This is a genomic window from Streptomyces sp. NPDC017448 (genome assembly GCF_044330565.1).
In the GTDB taxonomy this organism is placed as follows: domain Bacteria; phylum Actinomycetota; class Actinomycetes; order Streptomycetales; family Streptomycetaceae; genus Streptomyces.
Map to the genome: position 1 here is coordinate 95581 of NZ_JBIRLM010000003.1, position 24673 is coordinate 120253.

24 protein-coding genes are annotated in these 24673 nt (G+C 73.7%); 19 read left to right on the top strand and 5 right to left on the bottom strand.

The window, feature by feature from the left end; genetic code table 11:
• Window positions 1-217 precede the first annotated feature (217 nt).
• The 4 genes from ACH4K1_RS07745 (at window position 218) to ACH4K1_RS07760 (ending at window position 5166) form a co-directional block, all read left to right on the top strand.
• A complete protein-coding gene (locus ACH4K1_RS07745; RefSeq protein ID WP_398087595.1) occupies window positions 218-1099 on the top strand; it encodes a thioesterase family protein in 882 nt (293 codons plus the stop codon).
• Window positions 1100-1165: 66 nt separating this feature from the next.
• The gene (locus ACH4K1_RS07750) at window positions 1166-2233 is read left to right on the top strand and encodes a helix-turn-helix transcriptional regulator (protein WP_398087597.1); all 1068 of its coding nucleotides are present in this window, start codon (window positions 1166-1168) and stop codon (window positions 2231-2233) included.
• Window positions 2234-2428: 195 nt separating this feature from the next.
• Window positions 2429-3511 carry a hypothetical protein gene (locus ACH4K1_RS07755; protein ID WP_398087599.1) on the top strand — a complete coding sequence of 361 codons (1083 nt, stop codon included), beginning with the start codon at window positions 2429-2431 and terminating at the stop codon, window positions 3509-3511.
• Between the two features lie 11 nt (window positions 3512-3522).
• Entirely contained in the window at window positions 3523-5166 is a 1644-nt protein-coding gene (locus tag ACH4K1_RS07760) for an MFS transporter (RefSeq protein WP_398087601.1), read from the top strand.
• A 129-nt stretch (window positions 5167-5295) separates the two neighbouring features.
• Here the strand turns inward: ACH4K1_RS07760 and ACH4K1_RS07765 are convergent, their stop codons facing one another.
• Together ACH4K1_RS07765 and ACH4K1_RS07770 are read right to left on the bottom strand one after the other, a co-directional pair.
• A complete protein-coding gene (locus ACH4K1_RS07765) occupies window positions 5296-5574 on the bottom strand; it encodes a hypothetical protein (protein WP_398087602.1) in 279 nt (92 codons plus the stop codon).
• Window positions 5575-5725: 151 nt separating this feature from the next.
• Window positions 5726-6349, bottom strand: coding sequence for a TetR/AcrR family transcriptional regulator (locus ACH4K1_RS07770; RefSeq protein WP_398087915.1), 624 nt, complete (start codon window positions 6347-6349; stop codon window positions 5726-5728).
• A 92-nt stretch (window positions 6350-6441) separates the two neighbouring features.
• Between ACH4K1_RS07770 and ACH4K1_RS07775 the strand changes: the two genes are divergently transcribed.
• Window positions 6442-6840 carry a hypothetical protein gene (locus ACH4K1_RS07775; RefSeq protein WP_398087917.1) on the top strand — a complete coding sequence of 133 codons (399 nt, stop codon included), beginning with the start codon at window positions 6442-6444 and terminating at the stop codon, window positions 6838-6840.
• Between the two features lie 161 nt (window positions 6841-7001).
• Here ACH4K1_RS07775 and ACH4K1_RS07780 read toward each other — a convergent pair whose 3' ends face one another.
• On the bottom strand, window positions 7002-7649 hold the full coding sequence (locus ACH4K1_RS07780; protein ID WP_398087604.1) for a TetR family transcriptional regulator: 648 nt from the start codon (window positions 7647-7649) through the stop codon (window positions 7002-7004).
• Window positions 7650-7765: 116 nt separating this feature from the next.
• Between ACH4K1_RS07780 and ACH4K1_RS07785 the strand changes: the two genes are divergently transcribed.
• The 3 genes from ACH4K1_RS07785 (at window position 7766) to ACH4K1_RS07795 (ending at window position 9703) form a co-directional block, all read left to right on the top strand.
• Window positions 7766-7921 (top strand): hypothetical protein, encoded by a 156-nt coding sequence (locus ACH4K1_RS07785; RefSeq protein WP_228990046.1) that lies wholly within the window; start codon window positions 7766-7768, stop codon window positions 7919-7921.
• Window positions 7922-8136: 215 nt separating this feature from the next.
• On the top strand, window positions 8137-8448 hold the full coding sequence (locus ACH4K1_RS07790; protein WP_398087918.1) for a hypothetical protein: 312 nt from the start codon (window positions 8137-8139) through the stop codon (window positions 8446-8448).
• 85 nt (window positions 8449-8533) lie between these two features.
• A complete protein-coding gene (locus ACH4K1_RS07795) occupies window positions 8534-9703 on the top strand; it encodes a cysteine desulfurase family protein (protein ID WP_398087606.1) in 1170 nt (389 codons plus the stop codon).
• 35 nt (window positions 9704-9738) lie between these two features.
• Here ACH4K1_RS07795 and ACH4K1_RS07800 read toward each other — a convergent pair whose 3' ends face one another.
• Window positions 9739-10479 carry an N-acetylmuramoyl-L-alanine amidase gene (locus ACH4K1_RS07800; RefSeq protein ID WP_398087608.1) on the bottom strand — a complete coding sequence of 247 codons (741 nt, stop codon included), beginning with the start codon at window positions 10477-10479 and terminating at the stop codon, window positions 9739-9741.
• Window positions 10480-10540: 61 nt separating this feature from the next.
• Between ACH4K1_RS07800 and mnmA the strand changes: the two genes are divergently transcribed.
• Window positions 10541-11677, top strand: coding sequence for a tRNA 2-thiouridine(34) synthase MnmA (gene mnmA, locus ACH4K1_RS07805; protein ID WP_398087610.1), 1137 nt, complete (start codon window positions 10541-10543; stop codon window positions 11675-11677).
• A gap of 185 nt (window positions 11678-11862) precedes the next feature.
• Here mnmA and ACH4K1_RS07810 read toward each other — a convergent pair whose 3' ends face one another.
• Window positions 11863-12198, bottom strand: a complete 336-nt coding sequence (locus ACH4K1_RS07810; protein WP_073771763.1) for a DUF427 domain-containing protein — start codon at window positions 12196-12198, stop codon at window positions 11863-11865.
• A gap of 103 nt (window positions 12199-12301) precedes the next feature.
• Here ACH4K1_RS07810 and ACH4K1_RS07815 point away from each other — a divergent pair, with 103 nt between their 5' ends.
• From ACH4K1_RS07815 to ACH4K1_RS07860, 10 genes are all read left to right on the top strand, one after another.
• Entirely contained in the window at window positions 12302-12841 is a 540-nt protein-coding gene (locus ACH4K1_RS07815) for a TIGR00730 family Rossman fold protein (RefSeq protein WP_398087613.1), read from the top strand.
• A 24-nt stretch (window positions 12842-12865) separates the two neighbouring features.
• Entirely contained in the window at window positions 12866-13555 is a 690-nt protein-coding gene (locus ACH4K1_RS07820) for an SDR family oxidoreductase (protein WP_398087615.1), read from the top strand.
• A gap of 80 nt (window positions 13556-13635) precedes the next feature.
• The gene (locus tag ACH4K1_RS07825) at window positions 13636-14664 is read left to right on the top strand and encodes a methionine synthase (RefSeq protein WP_398087617.1); all 1029 of its coding nucleotides are present in this window, start codon (window positions 13636-13638) and stop codon (window positions 14662-14664) included.
• Window positions 14665-14696: 32 nt separating this feature from the next.
• On the top strand, window positions 14697-16916 hold the full coding sequence (gene ligA / locus ACH4K1_RS07830; RefSeq protein ID WP_398087619.1) for an NAD-dependent DNA ligase LigA: 2220 nt from the start codon (window positions 14697-14699) through the stop codon (window positions 16914-16916).
• 392 nt (window positions 16917-17308) lie between these two features.
• Window positions 17309-19537, top strand: coding sequence for a putative bifunctional diguanylate cyclase/phosphodiesterase (locus tag ACH4K1_RS07835; RefSeq protein ID WP_398087621.1), 2229 nt, complete (start codon window positions 17309-17311; stop codon window positions 19535-19537).
• Between the two features lie 114 nt (window positions 19538-19651).
• Window positions 19652-19948, top strand: coding sequence for an Asp-tRNA(Asn)/Glu-tRNA(Gln) amidotransferase subunit GatC (gene gatC, locus ACH4K1_RS07840; RefSeq protein ID WP_003966094.1), 297 nt, complete (start codon window positions 19652-19654; stop codon window positions 19946-19948).
• A 5-nt stretch (window positions 19949-19953) separates the two neighbouring features.
• Window positions 19954-21447, top strand: coding sequence for an Asp-tRNA(Asn)/Glu-tRNA(Gln) amidotransferase subunit GatA (gatA, locus tag ACH4K1_RS07845; RefSeq protein ID WP_398087623.1), 1494 nt, complete (start codon window positions 19954-19956; stop codon window positions 21445-21447).
• Between the two features lie 5 nt (window positions 21448-21452).
• Window positions 21453-21686 carry a hypothetical protein gene (locus ACH4K1_RS07850; protein ID WP_073771756.1) on the top strand — a complete coding sequence of 78 codons (234 nt, stop codon included), beginning with the start codon at window positions 21453-21455 and terminating at the stop codon, window positions 21684-21686.
• Between the two features lie 16 nt (window positions 21687-21702).
• A complete protein-coding gene (gene gatB / locus ACH4K1_RS07855) occupies window positions 21703-23211 on the top strand; it encodes an Asp-tRNA(Asn)/Glu-tRNA(Gln) amidotransferase subunit GatB (RefSeq protein WP_398087624.1) in 1509 nt (502 codons plus the stop codon).
• A gap of 164 nt (window positions 23212-23375) precedes the next feature.
• A complete protein-coding gene (locus ACH4K1_RS07860) occupies window positions 23376-24647 on the top strand; it encodes an arsenic transporter (RefSeq protein WP_398087920.1) in 1272 nt (423 codons plus the stop codon).
• Window positions 24648-24673: the final 26 nt, after the last annotated feature.

Genomic DNA, 24673 nt, shown 5'->3' on the forward strand with positions numbered 1-24673 from the left:
AAGGGGGTGCGGGACGGGCGGTCGACCGGCCGACGGCAGCCCTCTCTCGAAGAGTAGGCATTTCAGTCGTTTTCACACCTTTGTTCCCCGGTCGGTTCTCCGCGGCGGGGCTCGCGTCCGGGGGGCCGGCCGGGAGCGCGGATGCCGCCCCGGCCGATGCGGAGGGCGAACCCAAAAAGCTACCGCTCAGTAGGGCAGTCGATGTACCGTGCATGCCATGGCACAGGCAGCGACTGAGACAGTGGTCGGAGCGGCGCGGACCGCCCGGGCGACCATCGGCGACAGCGAGTTCGACCGGGACACCGCGGTCACCCTGCGCGAGGAGGGCGTCTACGACGCCGAGCTCTCCGCGGGCTGGACCATCATCCACGCCGTCAACGGCGGCTATCTGCTGGCCCTGATCGGCCGGGCCCTGGGCGAGGCGCTGCCGCACCCCGACCCGTTCTCGGTCTCGGCGCACTACCTCACCGCCTCCGTGCCCGGCCCCGCCGTGATCCGCACCGAGGTCGTCCGCACCGGCCGCACGCTCTCCACCGGGCAGGCCTCGCTCCTCCAGTACGACGAGGAGGGCAACGAGGTCGAGCGCATCCGCGTCCTGGCCACCTACGGCGACCTGGACGCGCTCCCCGACGACGTCCGCACGACGGCCCTGCCGCCCGCCATGCCCGGCCGGGACCACTGCCTCGGCCCGAGCGACGGCGACGCCCCGATCCCGGGCAGCTCCGCCATCACCGAGCGCCTGGACATCAAGCTCGACCCGGCCACCGTGGGGTGGGCGGTCGGCGCGCCGTCCGGCAAGGGGGAGATGCGCGGCTGGTTCGGCCTGGCCGACGGCCGCGACCCGGACGCCCTGTCGCTGCTGCTCACCGTGGACGCCCTGCCGCCGACCTCGTTCGAGCTGGGCCTGACCGGCTGGACCCCCACCGTCGAGCTGACCACCCACATCCGCTGCCGCCCCGCCCCGGGCCCGCTGCGCGTCGCGATCACCACCCGCAACCTGGCGGGCGGCTTCCTGGAGGAGGACGCCGAGGTCTGGGACAGCGCCGACCGCCTCGTCGCGCAGTCCCGCCAGCTCGCCAAGGCCCCGCGCACGGCGTAGCCGCACGGGGTGCCGGGGCCGGACCGTCAGGGGCGCGGGCGTCGCCGGCCCCGTCATCATGGACCGGTGAAAGCCGACCGGCTGCTCGCCGTCCTCCTGCTGCTCCAGACCCGGGGCACCGTGTCCGCCCGTGAGCTGGCCGAGCGCCTCGACGTCTCCGTACGCACCGTCTACCGGGACGTCGAGGCGCTTTCCGCCGCCGGTGTGCCCGTCTACGCCGAACGCGGCCGGTACGGCGGTATCGCCCTGCTCCCCGGCTTCCGCACCGACGTCACCGGCCTCACCGCCGACGAGGCGCGCGCCCTGTTCGTGTTCACCGCCGACGACGCGCACGCCGCCCTCGGCCTGGACACCGCGCTCGGCTCCGCCCTGCGCAAGCTCATGGCGGCCCTGCCCGCCCCGCACCGCCCGGCCGCCGAGCGGACCAGCCGCCGCGTCCTGGTGGACCCGGTCCGCTGGATGAGCGGCCCCCGGGCCGCCGTCGACGTCGCCGAACTCCACGACGCCGTCCTCGCCGACGTGAGGCTGCGCCTGCGCTACCGGCACGGCGGTCAGGAGGTCCCGCGCGACTACACCGTCGATCCGTACGGCCTCGTCGTGAAGGCCGGCGTCTGGTACCTGGTCGCGGACCTCGACGAGTGCCCCCGCCTCTTCCGCGCCGACCGGATCCACTCCGCCGAAGCCACCGACGACCCCGTGCGGCGGCGTGCGGGCGTGGAGTTGGCGGAGGTGTGGGAGGCGCTGCGCGCCGGGGTGGAGCAGCGCCCGGCGGCGGTACGGCTGCGGGTCCGGGTGCGCCGCGACCGCCTGGAGCTGTTCCGGCGGCTGAACGCGGGCGCGCTGACCGGGGAGCCGCGGCCGGACGGACCCCGGCCGGGGGAGGAGCCGGGGGAGTGGCTGCTGGCGGAGCTGGCGGTGGCGGAGCTCGGCCGGGCGCGACCCCTCCTGGCGTTCGGGGCGGCCGTGGAGGTCCTCGACCCGCCCGAGGCCCGGGCGTTCCTGGCCGGGGCCGCCGCCGAGGTCGTCGCCCTGTACGGGGACGGGGGAGTCCCCGGTCCGCTGCCGCGCCCGGCGCGGGGCGGAAGGGGCGGAAGGGGCGACGGGGGCGACGGGCCCCCTGGCCGGCAGCCGTAGGGCCCGGTCGCGGGAGGGCCGGGGCGCCCCGCCGGGCAGGGCCGGGGCGCCCCGCCGGACAGGGCCGGCGAAGGGTCTGGCGTCCGGGGCCCGGAAACCGGTGCCCGCCGTGTCGTGCAGTGCGGTTGACGGGAGGGTGAGTGTTCACTCACCCTGGGGTGAGTGAACACTCACCCCAGACCGGGAAGGTGCACCATGACCCCACACGCCACGCAGGTCCCCCAGGGCGCTGACGAGGGCTCGGCCCTGGCCATCCCTCCGTCCCTGGTGGGCCTGTGGCAGGCCCGAGCCGTCGAGGAGGCCACGGGCGAGGCGGAGGCCGTGGACGTGGAGATCGAGTTCGGCGCGGACCGGACCGTACGGCTGACCGGGCCCCGCGACGAGCACGGTGAACCGTTCTTCACCGGGCGCGGGGAGTGGAGCCAGGACCCCGCCGCCGAGGGCCTGTTCCGCTTCACCCTGCGGCACCCGCTGCCGGGCCCCGTGCCGGGCGAGGCGCGGGCGGAGCTCGACGGCGCGTTCCTGCGCGGCCGCGGCTTCCTGGCGAAGGGGCGCACCTCCCGCCACTACGAGGACGGCACGGTGACGGGCCCCGGCGCCGTCACCGTCGAAGGGGCGGAGGGCTCCACCCCCGTCACCGTGCTGCACCGCTGGACGACCACCCCGGACCGGCAGGGCGCCGTCGCCGACACCCTCCTCGACGCCTGGCGGCGCACCTCCGCGCCGGTCTCCCCGCGCACGCTCGCCGTCTTCGTCAGCACCAACGGCGACACGGTCTTCGGGTACGAACAGTGGGCCTCCGGCGCCGAGTTGAGGGCCTTCGAGAAGGCCGGCCGCCAGGCGGTGGAGGGCGACGGCGTGATCGAGGGCGCCGAACGGTCCCCGGCGCTCGTGACCGTCCCCTACCGCAGCAGGACGGCGGCGACCGGCCCGGCGGGCGCCCCCGCCGCACCCGGCTGCGTGGTGATCACCACCTTCGGCTTCGCGAGCGCGGAGCGCGCGCGGGCCTGGGCCGACGCGATCACCCTCGCCGAGGAGACCCAGCCCGAGCCCACCCCCGGCCTGCTCGCCCGGCACTTCCTGATCAGCGGCGCCGCGGCCGACGGCGGGGTGCAGGTGCTGAACCACTCGGAGTGGAGCGGCGAGGACGCCCACCGGGCCTTCCTGGAGAACCCGGTCGTCACGCCCGAGTGGCAGCGCGTCGAGGAGTTCACCTCCGGCATCACCCACGGGCCCGGCCGCCGCTGCGTCCTCGGCGGCGCACTCCCCACGGTCTGAGGAATCCCGCCATGACGACCGCAAGCGGCACCGGCGAGGACGCGAAAGGCGCCCTCGGCGCCCCCGACCCCGGAACGGCCACCGCGGAAGCGGCGGCCGGCGGGGCCCCGCCCCCCAGGGCGGGACGGCGCGAATGGATCGGACTCGCCGTCCTCGCGCTGCCCACCCTTCTGCTCTCCATGGACCTGAGCGTCCTCTACCTCGCCGTCCCGCACCTGAGCGCGGACCTGGCGCCCAGCGGGGCCCAACTCCTGTGGATCATGGACGTCTACGGGTTCCTGATGGCCGGTTTCCTGGTCATGATGGGCACCCTCGGCGACCGGATCGGGCGCAGGCGGCTCCTGCTGGCGGGCGCCTGCGCCTTCGGCGCGGCCTCGGCGCTCGCCGCGTTCTCCACCAGCCCCGAGATGCTCATCGCGACCCGCGCCCTGCTGGGCGTCGCCGGGGCGACCCTCGCGCCCAGCACCCTCGCCCTGCTGCGCACCATGTTCCACGATCCGAAGCAGCGCACGGCGGCGATCGGGGTGTGGACCGTCTGCTTCTCCGCGGGCAGCGTGCTCGGCCCGCTCGCCGGAGGCGCGCTCCTGGCCCACTTCTGGTGGGGATCGGTCTTCCTGCTCGGCATCCCGGTCATGCTGCTCCTGCTCGTCGCGGGCCCGATGCTGCTGCCCGAGCACCGCAACCCGGGCGCGGGACGCGTCGACTTCGTCAGCGCCGCGATGTCGGTCGTCGCGGTCCTCGCGGTGATCCACGGGATGAAGGACATCGCCACGCACGGCCTCGGCGCGGCCGGCGCCCTGTCGATCGTCGGCGGACTCGCGGTCGGCGCGGCGTTCGTGGTGCGCCAACGCCGGCTGGAGGACCCCCTGCTGGACCTCGGCCTCTTCTCCACGCCCCGCTTCGGTCCGGCGCTCGGCATCATGGGCCTGGCCGTCCTGGTGATGTCGGGCACGCTCTTCTTCGTCGCCCAGTACCTCCAACTGGTCCGCGGGCTGAGCCCGTTGCGGGCCGGGCTGTGGATGGTGCCGATGGCGCTCGGCGTGGTCGCCGGCGCCATCACCACCGGCAACCTCATCAAGAAGGTCCGGCCGCCGGTCATCATGGGCTCCGGCCTGCTGGTGTCCTGCGGGGCCTTCGCCCTCCTCTCCCGGATGGGCGCCGACTCGCCGATCGCCCTGTTCGTCGGCGGCGTCTTCTGCATGGCCTTCGGGGTCTCCCCGGTGATGATCCTCGGCCTGGAACTGGCCGTCGGCTCCGCGCCGCCGGAGCGGGCCGGCGCCGCCTCCAGCGTCGCCGAGACGGTCCAGGAGTTCGCACTCGGGCTCGGCGTCGCCGTCATCGGCAGCATCGGCACCGCCGTCTACCGGAGCGAACTGAAGGGCGAACTCCCCTCCGGCCTGCCCCCCGACGCGGCCCGCACCGCCGAGGACACCCTGGGCGGGGCCGTCCACAGCGCGGCCGGCCTCGCGGGGGGCGCCGGCGACACCCTGCTCTCGGTGGCCCGTTCCGCCTTCACCGAAGGGCTCCGGACCGCCGCGACCCTGTGCGCGGTGCTGGTGGTGGTCGGCTCCCTCCTCGCCTTCACGGTGCTGCGCGGCATGGGCGGTCCTGGCGGCCACCGGGACGGGGCGGAGAAGGCGGAGGCGGCCCCGTAGGCCGGAGCCGCCCGGACGGCGGTGAGGGCCGTACGCCGAGGAACGGGGCCCGGCCGGTCAGGTACTCCAGCGGTTCGCACTCCGCCCGGCGGCCCACCGGAGCCCAGAACTTCCCGGCCTGTTCCTCGGTCATGGCGGCGTCCGGAGCCGCGGCCCCGGCGGACGGTTCCTCCAGGACGTACGCGGCCGCGTGGCGATCTCGGGCTCGGTGCGGGCCGCGGCGAGCACGTCGGGCTGCGGGGTGGAGTCCGGGGCCGGCTCGCCCGCCCACTGCGCCCGCACGGGGTTGAGGCCGACGTCGAAGTGCTCCTGCCGGCCGGTGGGCGCCGTCCAGCCCTGCTGGTGCCCCGTCGCCAGGGTGTGCTCCGTCGTCGCCCCGACCACGGCGTCGCGCGACAGACCCGGCAAGGGGGCGCGCTCGGCGGGGTGAAGGCGTCGAGCTCCAGCTCGCCCTTGCCCTCCGGCGTCCGGGAGGCGAACTCCTCGGCCGGCAGCGGCGACAGGAACAGGCCGTCCCGGTAGGCCCCCGTCATCAGCCACCGCCCGTCCAGCGGGCTCGTCACCGAGAGGCCGCGTCCGGTTCGGCGACGACCATCCCCGCTGCCAGCGCTCGGGCGGCGTCGGCGAAGTAGTCCTCGTCGGCCCCGGGCGCCAGGCCGAGGAGGACCCCCTGGCTGAGGCCGACGAACAGCCCGTTGAGGGCGATGGTCAGCCGATGGGACTGCTGGGAGGTCACCGTCCCCTGCCCGTGCGGCCTTCCGGTGAACAGGGCGATCACCTGGTTCTCCTGGGAGCGGAGGGAGGCCGCGAGCCGGCCGCCCAGCTCCGGGTCGTGCAGAGCCCTGCCGAGGAAGCCGATCTGGAGGGACAGTCGCGACAGCGCCTCCGGGGCGTCACAGCTGCGCCGGTAGTACCGGGCGAAGGCGTCGACCGCCTCCAGCAGGTCGGCCCCGGCGGGGACCGCCTGCTCGATCTCCTCGTAATAGGGCCGCAGATGCTCGGTCATCAAGGCGACCATCAGGCCGTTCTTGCTCCCGAACAGGGAGTAGACGGCGCCGGTGGTCAGATTGGCGCGTTCGGCGATCTCGTCGAGCCTGGCCGTGTACCCGTCCCGGGACACGATCTGGAGCGCGGAATCCAGCAGGGCGCTGCGATTGCGCTCCTTGGCCTGGGCTCTCGTCATTCTCATAACTTCGATATTGCCGTAATCTCGTTATGGAAACAACGGAACGAGTCCCCAGGAGGAGGCTCATGGTCCAGGCCGTGACAGCGCGAGTGCCCCGCGAGATGGCGGGCGCCGCAGCCGATGGCGCCTTCAAGGCGGTGCTCGCCGTGGTCTTCGTCGCCGGGGCCGCCCCGCTCGGCGAGCTGCTCGGTGTGCCGGTCTGGCTGATGGCCGTGTCCGGCGTCGCCCTGCTGGTCGGAGGCGCCGTCGGAATCGGGTACCTCCGCAGCCGGCCGATGAGCACCTATCTGAAGCTCATGATCGGCTACGACGCGTGCTGGGCGCTGGCTGCCGCCATCGGCCTCCTGATGGCGTGGCGGGGCAGCGCTGCCGGTGGTGAGGTCTGGATGGGGTACCAGGTGATCGCCCCCCTCGTCTTCGCCGCCGTGCTGATGGCGGCGAAGCCCGCGCGGCTTCCCTCGCAGGCGCGGCGCGACACTCCTGCCTGACCGCGTCACCGCCCGGGCCCGGCCGGCCCCGATCCGGGCGGACCCGATCCGGTCGGCCCCGCTCCGGGCGGTGGCGCGGTGAACCCGGCGGGCCGGTGGCTTCGGCGGCCCGCTCCGGGTGGGCACGCATGCCCGCAGGGCCACCGTCCCCCGGCCGCGGGTCAGGTGCGGGCGGTGCCGCCCGCCGCCCCCTCGTCGAGCCAGTGGGCGCGGCCGATGGAGACCAGCCGCAGCCGCCGCCGGGCCTGCCGCACCGCCTCCTCCTCGCCCTCGGGCCCGGCCGCCAGCAGCGCCGACGCGGTCATCACCATGTGGTCCACGTAGAACCGGCCCAGCATCAGCAGGTCCTCCTCACTCCAGCCCTCCGCGTCCGGCTCCTGCCCGAGCGTGCACGCCACCTCCTCGGTGAACCGCCGAAGCCGGTCCGCGATCGCCTCGCGGACAGGGCCGACCCCGCCGTGCTGCTCCCGGGCGATGAACCGGAAGTGGGCGGGCTGCGCGCCGACGTGGCGGGCTATCACCGCCACGCTGCGGTCCAGCCGCTCCTCGCTGTCGCCCGTCTCCGCGAGGACCGCGGCGATCAGCCCGTGCAGGCTGCCCAGGGTCTCCTCGACCAGGGCGACCCCGAGCGCGGCGACGTGCTCGAAGTGCCGGTAGAAGGCGGTCGGGGCGACCCCGGCGGCCCGGGTGACCTCCCGCAGCCCCAGGCTGCTCAGGCTCTGGTGCTCCAGCAGGACGAGCGCGGCGTCCAGGAGGGCCCGGCGCGTCCTCAGCTTCTGGGTGTGGCGGGCCCCGGCGGTGTGACTCATGCCATTCAGTAAACAGCTGTACTCCGAGTCGAGGAAGAGGACCCAGGTTTAGTCTTGGCGGTCAGTGAACACTCGTACTCCGAACGGCTTCCGTCGTCGCACAGAGAGGTTCCGCCGTGCTCGTCCTCGTCGCCGCGCTGCTCCTGCTGGGCATTCTCCTCGGGGCGGTCGCCCACCTTCCGCTTCCGCTGTCCCTGGCCGCCGCGGCCGTCATCGGCTGCTGGCTGCTGGTCTTCGCCGTGCGTGAGCGCACCTCGCGCCGCCTGCGCTGACCCGCCGGGCCCGCCCCGCCGAGCCTGGCGTTTCCCCCCGATCCGAAGGAGCTCGCACCATGGCCCCCACCGGCTTCGCCCGCCGCGCGACCCCGGCCCCCGCCGACGCCTCCGCCCCCGCCGACGCCTCCGCCCCCGGGGAGCACCCCGCCCCCGCGGAGCACCCCGCCCCCGGGGAGCACCCCGCCCCCGCGGAGCACCCCGCAGAGGGGGTAGTGGCCCGCACCCCGGACCCCGCCCCGGCCGGGGGAGCGGACGCCTCTGCGGAGACCGCCGCCTCCCGGCCCGCCGGGCGCGAGGCGGACGGTCTCGCCGTCGCCTCCTTCGTCCTCGGCCTCGTCGGACTGCTGGTCTTCAACCTCGTGCTCGGGCCCACCGCGATCGTGATGGCGCTGCTCTCCCTGGCCCGCCGCACTCGCCGCCCGGGGCGCGCCCGCCTCGGTCTCGCGCTGGGGGTCGCCGACCTCGCCGTGCTCGCCGTCCTGGTCGCCTCCGACGGCGCGGTCGCCTGGAACATCGGCGGCTGACCTCCCTCGCGCGGGCGTGCGCCGTGCCCCGGCCGTGACGCGCCCGACGTGCGCCCCGCTCCGGGCTCGTAGAATCGGCCCCACCATGGCATACCTCGACCACGCCGCGACCACGCCGATGCTTCCCGAAGCGATCGAGGCGATGACCGCCCAGCTCTCCGCCACCGGCAACGCCTCCTCGCTGCACGCCGCCGGACGCCGGGCCCGCCGTGTCGTCGAGGAGTCCAGAGAAGCGCTGGCCGAAGCCCTCGGCGCCCGCCCCAGCGAGGTGGTGTTCACCTCCGGCGGCACCGAGGCCGACAACCTCGCCGTGAAGGGTCTCTACTGGTCCCGCCGCGACGCCGACCCCCGCCGCACCCGGGTCCTCGCCGGACCCGTCGAACACCACGCCGTCCTCGACGCCGTCGACTGGCTCGCCGAGCACGAGGGCGCGAACGTCGACCACCTCCCCGTCGACCGTCATGGCCGGGTCCACCCCGAAGACCTGCGCGAGGCGATCCTCCAGAACCCCGACGACATCGCGATGATCACCGTGATGTGGGCCAACAACGAGATCGGCACGATCATGCCGGTACGCGAACTGGCAGCGGTCGCGGCCGAGTTCGAGATCCCCATGCATGCCGACGCGGTCCAGGCCTTCGGCCAGCTGGAGGTCGACTTCGCCCGCTCCGGACTGGCCGCGATGACGGTCAGCGGACACAAGATCGGCGGCCCGTTCGGCATCGGCGCGCTGCTGCTGGGCCGCGACCACACCCCCGTACCCGTGCTGCACGGCGGCGGCCAGGAGCGGCACGTGCGCTCCGGCACCCTGGACGTGCCCGCCGTCGCCTCGTTCGCGGTCGCCGGGCGGCTGGCGGCCGAACGGCGCGAGGGGTTCGCCCGACGCGTGGGCGCCCTGCGCGACGAACTGGTGACCGCCGTGCGTCTGGCCGTGCCGGACGCCGTGCTCGGCGGCGACCCGGACCCGGCCGGACGCCTGCCCGCCAACGCCCACTTCAGCTTCCCCGGCTGCGAGGGCGACTCCCTGCTCCTGCTGCTGGACGCGCAGGGCATCGCATGCTCCACCGGCTCCGCCTGCACCGCCGGGATCGCCCAGCCCAGCCATGTGCTCCTCGCCACCGGGACCGATCCGGACCTGGCCCGGGGCACCCTGCGCTTCTCGCTCGGCCACACCTCGACCGAGGAGGACGTGAAGGCGCTCGCCGGGGCGATCGGCCCGGCGGTCGAACGGGCGAGGACGGCCGGGCTCAGCTGACGGCCGGCCCTGACCGGGACGGTCCCGCTACGGCTTCACGGCTTCACGGCGGCCGACGCGGTGGGCGCCGGGCTCGGCGGCGCCGCCGCGGCGCGCCGCACCAGCTCCATGTACCGGTCCCAGTCCCAGTGCGGGCCGGGATCGGTGTGGTCGGTGCCCGGCACCTCCACGTGCCCGATGATGTGCTCCCGGTCGACGGGTATCCCGTGCCGGGCGCAGATGGAGGCGGTGAGCCGCGCCGACGACGCGTACATCTCCTTCGTGAGGTCCTTCGGCCGGTCCACGAACCCCTCGTGCTCGATGCCGACCGCCCGCTCGTTGTAGGAGCGGTTGCCCGCCTGGTACGCCACGTCCAGCTCGCGGATCATCTGCACCACCCGCCCGTCCTGCCCCACGATGTAGTGCGTCGCGGCCTGGTGGGACGGGTCCTGGAACACCCGCACCGCGCTGGCGAAGCTGCCCTGGGTGACATGGATGATCACCCGGTCGATGGGGAAGTCGTCGGGCCGGTCCGCGCGCCGCCAGTTCGCGTCGGACGCCGCCACCCAGGTCGCCCCCGGGTAGTCCAGCTCGCCCGGCTTGCGGGGCTTCCCCACGCCGGGCACCTGCCACCACAGCCGCTGCACCTCGTCGCGCGCGAGCACGGCGGCGCCCACGGCCGTCACCGCGCCGCCGCCGATCAGCAGTGCGCGCCGGCTCACGCCGCCGCCGGGCTTCTTCCGCGACGACGAACCGGACGGCTGGGGGGACGCGCCGGTGCTCCCGTTGTTGCTCATGTGATCGTCAACGCATATCCGCGAGCGTTCGGTTCCCGGCGACCCGTACCCTGGAGGGGCTATGACTCAGACTTCCCAGCGCCCCCTGCGTGTCCTCGCCGCGATGTCGGGCGGCGTGGACTCCGCCGTCGCCGCCGCCCGCGCCGTCGAGGCGGGCCACGACGTGACCGGTGTCCACCTCGCCCTCTCCGCCAACCCCCAGTCCTTCCGGACCGGGGCGCGCGGCTGCTGCACCATCGAGGACTCCCGGGACGCCCGCCGCGCGGCCGACGTCATCGGCATCCCGTTCTACGTCTGGGACCTGGCGGAACGCTTCCGCGAGGACGTCGTCGAGGACTTCGTCGCGGAGTACGAGGCCGGGCGCACGCCCAACCCCTGCCTCCGCTGCAACGAGAAGATCAAGTTCGCCGCGCTGCTCGACAAGGCGCTCGCCCTCGGCTTCGACGCCGTGTGCACCGGCCACTACGCCACCGTCGTCCTCACCGAGGACGGCGGCCGCGAGCTGCACCGCGCCTCCGACATGGCCAAGGACCAGAGCTACGTCCTCGGCGTCCTGGACGAGAAGCAGCTCGCCCACGCCATGTTCCCGCTCGGCGACACCCTCACCACCAAGGACGAGATCCGCGCCGAGGCCGAGCGCCGGGGCCTCGCCGTCGCCAAGAAGCCCGACAGCCACGACATCTGCTTCATCGCGGACGGCGACACCCAGGGCTTCCTGGCGAACCGCCTGGGCGGCCCGGCCGAGGGCGACATCGTCGACGAGTCCGGTACGAAGCTGGGCACCCACGAGGGCGCCTTCGGGTTCACCATCGGCCAGCGCAAGGGCCTCAAGATCGGCCACCCCGCCCCCGACGGAAAGCCGCGCTACGTCCTCGACATCTCCCCGGTGAACAACACCGTCACCGTCGGCCCCGTCGAGGCCCTGGACGTGACCGCGCTGATCGCCATCAAGCCCCGCTGGTGCGGAACGCCCCCCTCCGGCCCGGGGACGTACACCGCCCAGCTCCGCGCCCACGGCGGCGAGACCGAGGTCACCGCCGAGCTGGTGGACGGCTCCGAGCTCCACGTCGCCTTCACCGAGCCGGTCCGGGGTGTGGCCCCCGGCCAGGCGGTCGTCCTGTACGACGGCACGCGCGTGGTCGGCTCGGCCACCATCGCCACGACCGTCCGCCGCGAGCGGGTGGCGACGGGGGGCTGACGCCCCGGCCCCGGACGGACGCGTGACGCCTGCGCACGGCTCACGCCGTCCGCACGCGCCCGCGCCCTCGACGGAGAACTCCGCCGCCCCGGGGCGAGAACCGGCGCCGCCGCCTTCCGTGTCCGGCGCCCCGGAGCACGGCGCGAGCACGGCGGCGCGCCGGTCGCGGAACGGGCGGACGCGGATCAGTCGGCCACCGTCTCCGTGGCGTAGAAGCAGAAGTGGTCCTTGATCGCGGCGACCGCGGGCTTCGGGTCCGGGTAGGCCCAGACGAGATCGGCGGCCCCCGGCCGCGACCAGTAGGAGGCGTCCCCCTTGAACGGGCAGTGGGTGGAGGTGTCGGAGGGGGAGAGCAGGTCGGTGCGGACGTCCTCGGGCGGCAGGTAGTAGCGGACCGGACAGCCGGTCTCGCGGAGCACGAGCGGTCGGCGGCTCTCGGCCAGCACCTGCCCGTCGTGCACCGCCCGGACGTGCTCGGAGCCCTGCTCGACGGTGATGCGGTGTCCTCGGGTGGAAGTCATACCCGGTGCAGCGGCGCACGGGCCCGCGTTCTTCCCCGTACGCCGGAATTGCCCCTCGACGGGTGGGCGCGGAGGCGCCCGGGCCGGGTCGTACGGTGGCTCCATGAACATCTGCGTCTTCCTCTCCGCCGCCGACCTCGACGACCGCTACACCGTGCCCGCCCGCGAGTTCGCCGAGCTGCTCGGCCGGGGCGGCCACACTCTGGTCTGGGGCGGGTCGGAGAGCGGGCTGATGAAGGTCGTCGCGGACGGCGTCCAGGCGGCCGGCGGGCGGCTGGTGGGCGTATCGGTCGACTTCCTCGCCGCGAAGGCCCGGACCGACGCCGACGAGATGGTGATCGCCCGCGACCTCGCCGAGCGCAAGGCGCTGCTCCTGGAGAAGGCCGACGCGATCGTGATCATGGTCGGCGGGACCGGCACGCTCGACGAGGCCACCGAGATCCTGGAGCTGAAGAAGCACGGCAAACACACCAAGCCGGTCGTCCTGCTGAACACGGCCGGTTTCTACGACGGGCTGCGCCTGCAGTTCCAGCGCATGGAGGACGAGGGCTTCCTCCCCGTGCCCCTGACCGACCTGGTCTTCTTCGCCGAGGACGCCGTCGGCGCACTGGCCTACCTGGAGGAGTCCGCCGGTCTGCAGTAGGGGACACGGCCCTAGGATCGCCCCATGGCTACCCACCTCATCACCGGCGCCGGCTCCGGCATCGGCGCCGCCGTCGCCCGCCGTCTCCTGGAGCGCGGCGACGACCTCGTCCTGCTCGCCCGCGACGCCGGCCGCGCCAAGGAGTTCGCCGACCGCTACCCGGGCGCGCGCACCCTCGTCGGCGACCTCGGCAACCCCGACCGGCTCTCCTGGGCGTTCGGCCAGCAGACCGTGCCCGAGCGGATCGACACCCTGCTGCACATCGCCGGCGTCGTCGAACTGGGCGAGGTCGGGGAGCTGACCCCCAAGGCATGGCACTTCCAGCTCGCCGCCAACCTGGTTGCCCCCGCCGAGATCACCCGCCTGCTGCTCCCGCAGCTCCGCGTCGCCCGGGGCCACGTCCTCTTCGTGAACTCCGGGGCGGGGCTTAACGCCCACGCCGGGTGGAGCGCGTACGCCGCGAGCAAGCACGGGCTCAAGGCGCTCGCCGACTCGCTGCGCCACGAGGAGCACGGCAACGGCGTACGCGTCACCAGCGTCTACCCGGGCCGCACGGCCAGCCCCATGCAGGCCAAGGTGCACCAGCAGGAGGGCAAGGAGTACGACGCGGAGCGCTGGATCGACCCCGAGTCGGTGGCCACCACCATCCTGATGGCGCTCGACCTGCCGCGCGACGCCGAGGTCAACGACCTGACCGTCCGGCCCGGCCGCTGAGCCCGGGGCCCGGCCGTCGGCGGGCGGCCGCCCGCGCCCCGCGTACACGGGCGGCGGCCACAGGCCCGTAGGCTTCCCGCGTGAGCGAGAAGAGCGAGTTCAGCGGGTGTCCGGCGACCGGCATCGGGTCGATGCCCGGGGAAGACGCGAGGGAGGCGGCGAAGACCGTCACCGGCTCCTTCGCCGACGGCCGGGGCATGCCGCACCTGGCGGAGCTGCCCGCGCGCGGGCCCGGCGCCGACATGACCGGCCGGACCATCGGCATGCTCGTCGAGATGTACGGGCACGTCGAGCCGAGCGGCTGGCGGATCAGCGACCGGCCCGGCCGCGACACCCGGCGGGCCCGGGCGTGGCTGGGAGAGGACCTGGACGCCCTGGAGGAGTTCACCCAGGGGTACGAGGGCCTGCTCAAGGTCCAGGCGGTCGGGCCCTGGACCCTCGCCGCCGGCCTCGAACTGCGCGGCGGCGAAGCCATGCTGGCCGACCCCGGGGCCTGCCGGGACCTCGCCGGCTCCCTGGCCGAGGGGCTCCGCGCCCACCTCGCGGAGGTCCGCCGCCGGGTGCCCGGCGCCCAGGTCGTCCTCCAGCTCGACGAACCCTCCCTGACCGCCGTCCTGCTGGGCCGGGTCCGCTCCGCCAGCGGCTACCGCACCTACCGGGCCGTCGACCGCCAGATCGTCGAGGGGACGCTGCGCGACGTCCTCGCGGCGGCGGGGGAGGACGGGACGACGCTCGTCCACTCCTGCGCCCCCGAGGTGCCGTTCGCGCTGCTGCGCCGGGCCGGGGCGGACGGGATCTCGTTCGACTTCTCCCTGCTGACGGAGCGTGAGGAGGAGGCGATCGGGGAAGCCGTCGAGAGCGGTACGCACCTCTTCCTGGGCGTGGTGCCCTCCACCGACGCGGCAGCGGCGGCATTGTCGGACCCGGGCGGTAGCGTCATGGGGGTCAGGACGCTGTGGAGCAGGCTGGGGCTGAATCCGGGGACTCTCGCCGAGTCCGTCGCGATCACCCCGTCGTGCGGTCTCGCGGGCGCGTCGCCCGCGTACGCCCGCACCGCGCTCGCCCACAGCGCCAGAGCGGCGAGGTCGCTCGCGGACAACCCTGAGTGACGGGGACGACGGGAAAACGGGAGGACGGGACGATGGCGGGCGAACAGCGGGTGGAGCAGGAAAGCTCGGTGCCGGCGGCCGTGCGGGAGGAGCACGCGCTGCTGGCCGAGCAGATCGAGGAGCACCGGTTCCGCTACTACGTGAAGGACCAGCCGGTCGTCAGCGACGGCGAATTCGACCGGCTGCTGCGCTCGCTGGAGGCCCTGGAGGAGGAGCACCCGGCGCTGCGCACCCCGGACTCCCCGACCCAGAAGGTCGCCGGCCCCTACCGCACGGAGTTCACCTCCGTGGAGCACCGGGAGCGGATGCTCTCCCTGGACAACGCCTTCGACGACGAGGAGCTGGCCGCCTGGGCGGACCGGGTCGCCAAGGACGTCGGCACCCCCGACCACCACTTCCTGTGCGAGCTGAAGATCGACGGGCTCGCGGTCAACCTCACCTACGAGAACGGCCGCCTCACCCGGGCGGCGACCCGCGGCGACGGCCGTACCGGCGAGGACATCACCCCCAACGTCCGCACGATCGCCGAGATCCCGCACCGCCTCACGGGTGAGGACGTCCCCGCGCTCGTCGAGATCCGCGGCGAGGTCTTCTTCCCCATGGAGGACTTCGAGGCGCTGAACGCCCGGCTGGTCGCCGCCGACGACAAGCCCTTCGCCAACCCGCGCAACGCGGCGGCCGGATCGCTGCGCCAGAAGGACCCCAAGGTCACCGCCGGCCGCCCGCTGCACATGGTGGTGCACGGCATCGGCGCCCACGAGGGCCTGAGCATCGACCGGCTCTCGCAGGCGTACGAGCTGCTGCACGGCTGGGGCCTGCCCACCGCCCGGCACAACAGGGTCGTCGACTCCCTCGCAGGGGTGCGGGAGTTCATCACCTACTACGGCGAGCACCGGCACTCCGTGGAGCACGAGATCGACGGTGTCGTCGTCAAGCTCGACGAGATCCCGCTCCAGGGGCGGCTGGGCTCCACCTCGCGCGCCCCGCGCTGGGCCATCGCCTGGAAGTACGCCCCCGAAGAGGTCAACACCAAGCTGGTCAACATCCGCGTCGGCGTCGGCCGCACCGGCCGCGTCACCCCCTACGCCCAGGTAGAACCGGTCGAAGTGGCCGGTTCCGAGGTCGAGTTCGCCACCCTGCACAACCAGAACGTGGTCAAGGCCAAGGGCGTCCTCATCGGCGACACCGTCGTCATCCGCAAGGCGGGCGACGTCATCCCCGAGATCCTCGGACCCGTCGTCGACCTGCGTGACGGCACCGAGAAGGCGTTCGAGATGCCGACGCACTGCCCCGAGTGCGGGACGGAGCTGCGCCCGATGAAGGAGGGCGACATCGACCTCCGCTGCCCCAACGCCCGCACCTGCCCCGCCCAGTTGCGCGAGCGGGTCTTCTACCTCGCCGGGCGCAAGAGCCTCGACATCGACCACTTCGGCTATGTGGCCGCCGCCGCCCTGACCCGGCCGCTGGAGCCCGCCGAGCCGGTCCTCCGGGACGAGAGCGACCTGTTCTCCCTCACCATCGAGCAACTGCTGCCGATCCGGGCGTACGTGCTGGACCAGGACAGCGGGCTGCCCAAGCGCGACCCGAAGACCGGCGAGGAGAAGATCGCCACGGTCTTCGCCAACCAGCAGGGTGAGCCGAAGAAGAACGCCCTGGCCATGCTGGAGGGCATCGCCGCCGCCAAGGAGGCCCCGCTCGCCCGCATCCTCACCGGGCTCTCCATCCGCCACGTCGGACCGGTCGCCGCCCAGGAGCTGGCCCGGCAGTTCCGTTCCATCGACCGGATCGACGAGGCGAGCGAGCAGGAGCTGGCCGACGCCGACGGCGTGGGCCCGATCATCGCCGCCTCCGTCAAGCAGTGGTTCGCCGAGGACTGGCACCGCGAGATCCTGCGCAAGTGGCGCGAGGCCGGAGTGCGCATGGCCGACGAGGGGGCCGATGAGGACGAGGGCCCCCGCCCCCTCCAGGGGCTCACCGTCGTCGTCACCGGCACCCTGGCGGGCCACACCCGCGACGGCGCCAAGGCGGCGCTCCAGGCCCTCGGCGCGAAGGTCACCGGATCGGTGTCGAAGAAGACCGCCTTCGTGGTCGTCGGCGACAACCCCGGCTCCAAGTACGACAAGGCGATGCAGCTGAAGGTCCCCGTGCTCGACGAGGACGGCTTCGCGATCCTGCTCGAAGACGGACCCGAGCGCGCCCGGGAGGCCGCGCTGCCCGTCCCGGAGGCCGCGCCCGAGGCCGAGGGGGAGTGACGGCGGGGCGGCAGCGGACCGACCGGGCGGAGCAGCCGCCCGCAGGGCCGGCGTTCGCCCCCTGTTCGCCGGATCGCAACGCCTTCGAGACGCTCCCACGGAGTGGCGCGCTCCCCTCCGGGGAAGAAAAAAGGAAAGGGGACAGAGGGGCGAAGAAGGGCCGCCTGTTCCCCGAACGGCCCTGTCGCACCACCCGTTCGGGTCAATAGCAGATGGTGACGGGTGGTCGGTTCGCATTCGGGCAAGAGCTGTAGAGCGCTGCCCCTGGAAGCCTTTCGCGGCCTACTGTTGAGACGTACGCCCGCCGTGCACGGCCCCCGACCGGGCCGTGGCGCCCACGGAAGCGGGCGCCACCGAGGGACAACGGCACCGCCGGCTGTGAGAGGGACGGAATGAAACCGACCGAGAGCGCCGCCCCGGTGTCGCGGCTGCAAGGTTTCGTCGGCCTCACGCCCCCCGTGGGCGCAGTCGTCGTGGCGATCGCCGCGCTCCTGCTGGCGGTCGGGTCGTACCGGACGGTCCAGCAGGACCACGCCCTCTTCCCGGACGGGGCGGTCGGCTGGTCCTTCGCCGTGCTCACCGGGATCGTCGTCGGCCATCTGGTCGCCCTCGGCCGCGACCGGTGGTGGGGCGGCACCGGCTCCGGCGCCGCCCTCACCCTCGCCGTGCTCCTGCTGTACGGCTGGCTCCCGGCCGTCCTGGTCTCTTCCGCCGTCGTGGTGCTCGTCGGGGCCGCCCGCCGGCACCGCTGGTGGCAGGGGCTGCTGCACGGCGGGGTCGACATGCTCGGCATCGCCGCGGCCGCCCTCGTGCTGGCCGCCTTCGGCGAGGTCCCCACCGTCGAGCAGCCCTGGCGGCCACTCGACTGGGGCATCACCGCCGTCCCGGAACTGCTCCTGACGGCCTCCACGTATCTGCTCGTCACCCGGGTCCTGCTGTGGTACGCCCAGGTCCCGCACAGCGGCGGGCTGCCCACCATCGCCCGGACCGCGATGCTGCGTCAGGGGCTCGTCGCCGTCGCCCTCCTCGGGCTCGCTCCGCTGATCTGCGCCGTCGCGGTCTCCATGCCGGTCCTGCTGCCGCTGTTCGCGGTGCCGCTCATCGCCCTGGACTCCACGCTCTGGATCGCCCGCGCCCGCGCCGAGGAGCAGTTGCGCGACCCGCTGACCGGGCTGCCCAACCGGCAGTGGCTGCTGGAGCGGACCTGGTCGGCGCTGGAGGACGCGGAGTCCATCGGCGGCCGCTCCGCGCTGGTCCTCATCGACCTCGACCGGTTCCGCGCGGTCAACGACACCCTCGGGCACCTGGCCGGCGACCGGCTGCTGCTCCAGATAGCGGAGCGCCTGCGGCTCGCCCTGCCGCGCGGCGCGGAGGCGGCCCGGCTCGGCGGCGACGAGTTCGCCGTGCTGCTGCCGCACACCGACTCCACCACCAGCGCCCAGCAGGTCGCCCGTCACCTGGTCGCCGAGCTGTCCTCGCCGCTCGACCTCGACGGGCTGACCCTCGTCCTGGAGGCCAGCGCCGGGGTCGCGGTCCACCCGGACCACGCCCTGGACGCCGAGGGCCTGCTGCGCCGGGCGGACGTCGCGATGTACCAGGCCAAGCGGGACCGCACGGGCGTGGAGGTCTACGAGTCCAAACGGGACAGCAACACCCCCGACCGGCTCGGGCTCCTCGGCGACCTGCGCCGGGCGCTGGACGCGGGCGAGGTCGAGCTGCACTACCAGCCCAAGGTCCGCTTCGACGGGCAGGTCGCCGGGCTGGAGGCGCTGGTGCGCTGGGTGCACCCGGAGCGCGGCCGGGTTCCCCCGGACGAGTTCATCGCCATCGCCGAGTCCTCCGGGCTGATGCCGCACCTCACGGAGTACGTCCTGGAGACGGCGCTGGCCCAGGTCGCCCGCTGGCGGGGGCAGGGCCTGTTCGTGCCGGTGGCGGTCAACGTCTCCCCCCGCGACGTGCACACCCCGGGCTTCGCGGGGAGCGTCGCCGCCCGGCTCGCCCGCCACGGCGTGCCCGCGGGAGCGCTCCAACTGGAGATCACCGAGCATGTGCTGCTGGAGGACCCGCAGCGTGCCGCCGACACCCTGGCCGGTCTCACCGCGCACGGGGTGAAGATGTCCCTCGACGACTTCGGCACCGGTTACTCCTCCCTGGTCCACCTGCGCCGGCTCCCGGTCAGCGAGCTGAAGATCGACCGCTCCTTCGTGGCCCGCCTCGCGGTCGACCACGAGGACGCCGAGATCGTCCGCTGCACCATCGATCTGGCCCACTCGCTCGGCCTGGTCGTCGTCGCGGAGGGCGTCGAGGACGATACGACGTGGGAGCGGTTGCGGGACCTGCGGTGCGACGCGGTGCAGGGCTGGCTGGTGGCCGCCGCGATGCCGCCGCAGGAGACGACGGCCTGGCTGCGGGCGCGCGGCGAGCACGGCTGGCGGCGGCCCGCGGAGCTGAAGGCCCAGGCGGCCGCCGCCACCGGCTCCGCGACCGGCTCGCTGAACCCGTCGCTCAACGGCGCGGTCAACGGCGCGGTGAACGGCGCGGTGAACGGCGCGGTGAACGGCGCGGTGAACGGCGCGGCGAACCGGGTGGTGAACGGCCCGGCGGAGTCCGACACCCCCTGAAGACCACAGGGGCGCGGCCCGTGAAGGCGTAGCCCGATCGGGGTGGGGCACCCGCCCTCGGGAGACCCCATAGGATTGGGCCAAAACCGCACACCAACCCCTGAGGATCGCTGCATGCCTGGCATCACGCGCGAGGAGGTCGCCCACCTCGCCCGGCTGGCGCGTCTGGAGCTGAAGGGCGAAGAGCTCGATCACTTCGCCGGTCAGCTCGACGACATCATCGGCGCGGTCGCCCGCGTCTCCGAGGTCGCCGACCAAGACGTACCGCCGACCTCCCACCCGCTGCCGCTGACCAACGTCATGCGCGCGGACGAGGTCCGTCCGTCGCTCACCCCCGCGCAGGCACTCTCCGGCGCCCCGGCCCAGGAGCAGCAGCGTTTCAAGGTGCCGCAGATCCTGGGGGAGGACTGATCATCATGACGGATATCATCAAGCTCACCGCGGCCGAGATCGCCGCGAGGATCGCCTCCGGCGAACTGACCGCCGTCGAGGTCACCGAGGCCCACCTGGCCCGGATCGACGCCGTCGACGAGAAGGTCCACGCCTTCCTGCACATCGACCGCGAGGGCGCACTCGCCCAGGCCCGCGCCGTGGACGCCAAGCGGGAGGCGGGCGAGAAGCTCGGCCCGCTGGCCGGCGTCCCGCTCGCGCTCAAGGACATCTTCACCACCAAGGACATGCCGACCACCGTCGGCTCCAAGATCCTCGAAGGCTGGGTGCCGCCGTACGACGCGACGCTCACGCAGCGGCTGCGCGCCGCCGACGTCGTCATCCTCGGCAAGACCAACATGGACGAGTTCGCCATGGGGTCCTCCACCGAGAACAGCGCCTACGGCCCCACCGGCAACCCCTGGGACCTCACCCGCATCCCCGGCGGCTCCGGCGGCGGCTCCTCCGCCGCCCTCGCCTCCTACGAGGCCCCGCTCGCCATCGGCACGGACACCGGCGGTTCGATCCGCCAGCCCGCCGCCGTCACCGGCACCGTCGGCGTCAAGCCCACCTACGGCGGCGTCTCCCGCTACGGCATGGTCGCCTTCTCGTCCTCCCTCGACCAGGGCGGGCCCTGCGCCCGTACGGTCCTGGACGCGGCGCTGCTCCACGAGGCCATCGCCGGGCACGACCCGATGGACTCCACCTCCATCGACGCCCCTGTCCCGCCGGTCGTCGAGGCCGCCCGCAACGGCTCCGTCCAGGGCATGCGCGTCGGCGTCGTCAAGCAGTTCCGCGGCGAGGGCTACCAGGCGGGCGTCCTCCAGCGGTTCGACGAGTCGGTCGAGCTGCTGACGTCGCTCGGCGCCACGATCGTCGAGCTGGACTGCCCCTCCTTCGACCTGGCGCTCTCCGCGTACTACCTGATCGCCCCGTCCGAGTGCTCCTCCAACCTGGCCCGCTTCGACGCCATGCGCTACGGGCTGCGGGTCGGCGACGACGGCACCCGGTCGGCCGAGGACGTCACCGCGCTCACCCGCGAGGCCGGCTTCGGCGACGAGGTCAAGCGCCGCGTCATCCTGGGCACGTACGCGCTCAGCTCCGGTTACTACGACGCGTACTACGGCTCGGCCCAGAAGGTCCGCACCCTCATCACCCAGGACTTCGAGAAGGCGTTCGAGCAGGTCGACGTGATCGTCTCCCCGACGACCCCGACCACCGCCTTCCCGATCGGCGAGCGCGCCGACGACCCGATGGCGATGTACCTCGCGGACCTGTGCACCATCCCCACCAACCTGGCCGGCAACTCCGCCATGTCGCTGCCCTGCGGCCTGGCCCCGGAGGACGGCCTGCCGGTCGGGCTGCAGATCATCGCCCCCGCCATGAAGGACGACCGGCTCTACAAGGTCGGAGCGGCCGTCGAGGCCGCCTTCGTGGAAAAGTGGGGGCACCCGCTGCTTGAGGAGGCTCCGTCGCTGTGAGTGCCATGGCAAAGAAGGCCAGTAACTTCAAGAAGTCCAGGACCGGGCTGTACGTCTCGCTCGGCAGTACCGCGTTCGGCGCGATCAGCGTCGCCAAGCAGGCGAAGCTCGCCCGCAACGACAACGACGTGCTGCGGCTCGTCGACGCGGCGGTCTCGGCCGCCGCCATCGTCACCGGACTCGCGATCCTCTATCGCGAACTGAAGCGTCTCGGCGACGACGACGTTCTGCTGGGCTGAGAGGGAAAGTTTCACCGTGACTGTCACCGACCTGGTGTCGTACGAGGACGCGCTGGCGTCCTACGACCCCGTCATGGGCCTCGAAGTCCATGTCGAGCTCGGCACCAAGACCAAGATGTTCTGCGGCTGCTCCACGGAGCTGAAGCAGGACGCCAACTCCCAGACCTGCCCGGTCTGCCTCGGACTGCCCGGCGCGCTGCCGGTCGTCAACGAGATCGGTGTGGAGTCGGCCATCAAGATCGGTCTCGCGCTCCACTGCGAGATCGCCGAATGGTGCCGTTTCGCCCGGAAGAACTACTTCTATCCGGACATGCCGAAGAACTTCCAGACCTCGCAGTACGACGAGCCGATCGCCTTCAACGGCTACCTGGACGTCCAGCTGGAGGACGGCGAGATCTTCCGCGTGGAGATCGAGCGCGCCCACATGGAGGAGGACACCGGCAAGTCGACCCACGTCGGCGGCGCCACCGGCCGCATCCACGGCGCGTCCCACTCCCTGCTCGACTACAACCGGGCCGGCATCCCGCTCATCGAGATCGTCACCAAGCCGATCGAGGGGGCCGGGGCCCGCGCCCCCGAGGTCGCCAAGGCGTACGTCGCCGAGCTGCGCGAGCTGATCAAGGCCCTCGGGGTCTCCGAGGCACGCATGGAGATGGGCCAGATGCGCTGCGACGTCAACCTGTCGCTGCGCCCCAACGGCACCACCGCCTTCGGCACGCGCTCCGAGACGAAGAACGTGAACTCGCTGCGCTCCGTCGAGCGGGCCGCGCGCTTCGAGATCCAGCGCCACGCCGCCGTGCTGTCCTCGGGCGGCACGATCGTGCAGGAGACCCGGCACTTCCACGAGGAGGACGGCTCCACCACGGCCGGCCGCATCAAGGACAACGCCGAGGACTACCGCTACTTCCCCGAGCCGGACCTGGTCCCCGTCGCCCCCGCGCGCGACTGGGTCGAGGAGCTGCGCAAGGGCCTCCCCGAGCTGCCCCGGCTGCGCCGGGCGCGGCTCAAGGAGGAGTGGGGCGTCTCCGACCACGACATGCAGTCCATCCTCAACGCGGGCGCGGTCGACCTGATCGTCGCCACGACCGAGGCGGGCGCCCCCGCGGACCAGGCCCGCAAGTGGTGGATGGGCGAGCTGGCCCGCAACGCCAACGAGACCGGCCGCGGTCTGGACGAGCTGCCGATCACCCCGGCGCAGGTCGCCCGGGTGGCCGCGCTCGTCGCCGCGGGCGACCTCAACGACAAGCTGGCCCGCCAGGTCATCGAGGGCGTCCTCGCGGGCGAAGGCGACCCGGACGCCGTCGTCGAGAAGCGCGGTCTGAAGGTCGTCTCGGACGAGGGCGCGCTGTCCACGGCCGTGGACGAGGCCATCGCGGGGAACGCGGCCATCGCGGACAAGATCCGCGGCGGCAAGGTCGCGGCGGCGGGCGCGCTCGTCGGCGCGGTCATGAAGGCCACCCGGGGCCAGGCGGACGCGGCGCGCGTACGCGAGCTGATCCTGGAGAAGCTCGGCGTCGAGGGCTGACCGCCCGATCGTCCCGAAGGGGCGGCGCGCCCGTACGTACCCCTTGTACGTACGGGCGCGCCGCCCCTTTCACCGTCCCGCGCCGCCCCTTCAACCGTCCCGTCCCGCCCGGACCCGCACCGGGCCGGCCCCGGCGGTCGCCACGCAGAACCTGAGAGCATCCGCTGAACACCCTCACCGCCGAGCTCGTCTCCTTCGCCCTGCTCCTGGGCGTCCTCGCCTTCGCGGTCCTGCGCCCCCGCGGCCTGCCGGAGGCGACCGCCGCCGTACCCGCCGCGATCCTCGTGGTGGCCGTGGGGGCGGTCTCCTGGTCCGAGGCGCGGGAGCAGGCCGGAGAGCTGCTGCCCGTCGTCGGGTTCCTCGCCGCGGTCCTCGTGCTGGCCCGGCTCTGCGCGGACGAGGGGCTGTTCCGGGCCGCCGGTGAACTGGTCGCCCGCGCCTGCCGGGGCCGGACCCGGCCCCTCCTCGGCGGCGTCTTCGCCGTCGCCGCGATCGTCACCGCCGTCCTCAGCCTGGACGCCACCGTCGTCCTGCTCACCCCGGTCGTCCTCGCCACCGCCGCCCGGGTCGGCGCGCGGCCCCGCCCCTACGTCTACGCCTGCGCGCACCTCGCCAACTCCGCCTCCCTCCTGCTCCCCGTCTCCAACCTCACCAACCTGCTGGCGTTCACCGCGAGCGGCCTCTCCTTCACCCGGTTCGCCGCGCTGATGGCGCTGCCGTGGCTCGCCGCAGTCGCCGTCGAGTACGCGGTGTTCCGCCGGGCGTTCCGGGCCGACCTGGCCGCCGGGGCGCACCCGCCCGATCCCGAGGCGGAGCGCACGCCCGTGCCGGTCTTCACGCTCGTCGTGCTGGCGCTGACGCTGGCCGGGTTCGTCGCCACCTCGTTCGCGGGGGCCGAACCGCTGTGGGCGGCGCTGGCCGGGGCCCTGGTGCTCGGCGCGCGGGCGCTCGCCAAGCGGGAGACCACGCCCCTGGCGGTCGTCCGCTCGGCCAACCCGCTGTTCTGCCTCTTCGTCCTCGCGCTCGGCGTCGTCGTGAAGGCGGTCGTCGACAACGGGCTCGGCGACGGGATCGCCGCCCTGCTGCCCGACGGCGACACCCTGCCCGCCCTGCTCGGCGTCGCCGCGGTCGCCGCGCTGCTCGCCAACCTGATCAACAACCTGCCCGCCGTCCTCGCCCTGCTCCCGATCGTCGCGGCCGCGGGGCCCGGACCGCTGCTCGCCGCCCTCATCGGGGTCAACATCGGGCCGAACCTGACCTACGTCGGATCGCTGGCCACCCTCCTGTGGCGGCGCATCCTGCACGCCCACGGCGACGCCCCCGAACTGGGCCGCTTCACCCGGCTCGGGCTGGCGACCGTACCGGCGACGCTCCTGGCCGCCACCCTCGCGCTGTGGGCGTCGCTGCACCTCATCGGGGCGGGAACCGGGGCGTGACCGGGGCGTGCATCGAGGGGGAGCGG

Bases quoted from the DNA above. Each gene is read 5' to 3' on its own strand.
- ACH4K1_RS07800 (WP_398087608.1), bottom strand. From the start codon at position 10,479: ATGAGCAACAACGGGAGCACCGGCGCGTCCCCCCAGCCGTCCGGTTCG.
- ACH4K1_RS07810 (WP_073771763.1), bottom strand. From the start codon at position 12,198: ATGACTTCCACCCGAGGACACCGCATCACCGTCGAGCAGGGCTCCGAG.
- gatA (WP_398087623.1), top strand. From the start codon at position 19,954: ATGACGGATATCATCAAGCTCACCGCGGCCGAGATCGCCGCGAGGATC.
- gatC (WP_003966094.1), top strand. From the start codon at position 19,652: ATGCCTGGCATCACGCGCGAGGAGGTCGCCCACCTCGCCCGGCTGGCG.
- ACH4K1_RS07770 (WP_398087915.1), bottom strand. From the start codon at position 6,349: ATGACGAGAGCCCAGGCCAAGGAGCGCAATCGCAGCGCCCTGCTGGAT.
- ACH4K1_RS07760 (WP_398087601.1), top strand. From the start codon at position 3,523: ATGACGACCGCAAGCGGCACCGGCGAGGACGCGAAAGGCGCCCTCGGC.
- ligA (WP_398087619.1), top strand. From the start codon at position 14,697: ATGGCGGGCGAACAGCGGGTGGAGCAGGAAAGCTCGGTGCCGGCGGCC.
- ACH4K1_RS07795 (WP_398087606.1), top strand. From the start codon at position 8,534: ATGGCATACCTCGACCACGCCGCGACCACGCCGATGCTTCCCGAAGCG.
- ACH4K1_RS07780 (WP_398087604.1), bottom strand. From the start codon at position 7,649: ATGAGTCACACCGCCGGGGCCCGCCACACCCAGAAGCTGAGGACGCGC.
- ACH4K1_RS07850 (WP_073771756.1), top strand. From the start codon at position 21,453: ATGGCAAAGAAGGCCAGTAACTTCAAGAAGTCCAGGACCGGGCTGTAC.
- ACH4K1_RS07820 (WP_398087615.1), top strand. From the start codon at position 12,866: ATGGCTACCCACCTCATCACCGGCGCCGGCTCCGGCATCGGCGCCGCC.
- ACH4K1_RS07835 (WP_398087621.1), top strand. From the start codon at position 17,309: ATGAAACCGACCGAGAGCGCCGCCCCGGTGTCGCGGCTGCAAGGTTTC.
- ACH4K1_RS07745 (WP_398087595.1), top strand. From the start codon at position 218: ATGGCACAGGCAGCGACTGAGACAGTGGTCGGAGCGGCGCGGACCGCC.
- ACH4K1_RS07755 (WP_398087599.1), top strand. From the start codon at position 2,429: ATGACCCCACACGCCACGCAGGTCCCCCAGGGCGCTGACGAGGGCTCG.
- mnmA (WP_398087610.1), top strand. From the start codon at position 10,541: ATGACTCAGACTTCCCAGCGCCCCCTGCGTGTCCTCGCCGCGATGTCG.
- ACH4K1_RS07815 (WP_398087613.1), top strand. From the start codon at position 12,302: ATGAACATCTGCGTCTTCCTCTCCGCCGCCGACCTCGACGACCGCTAC.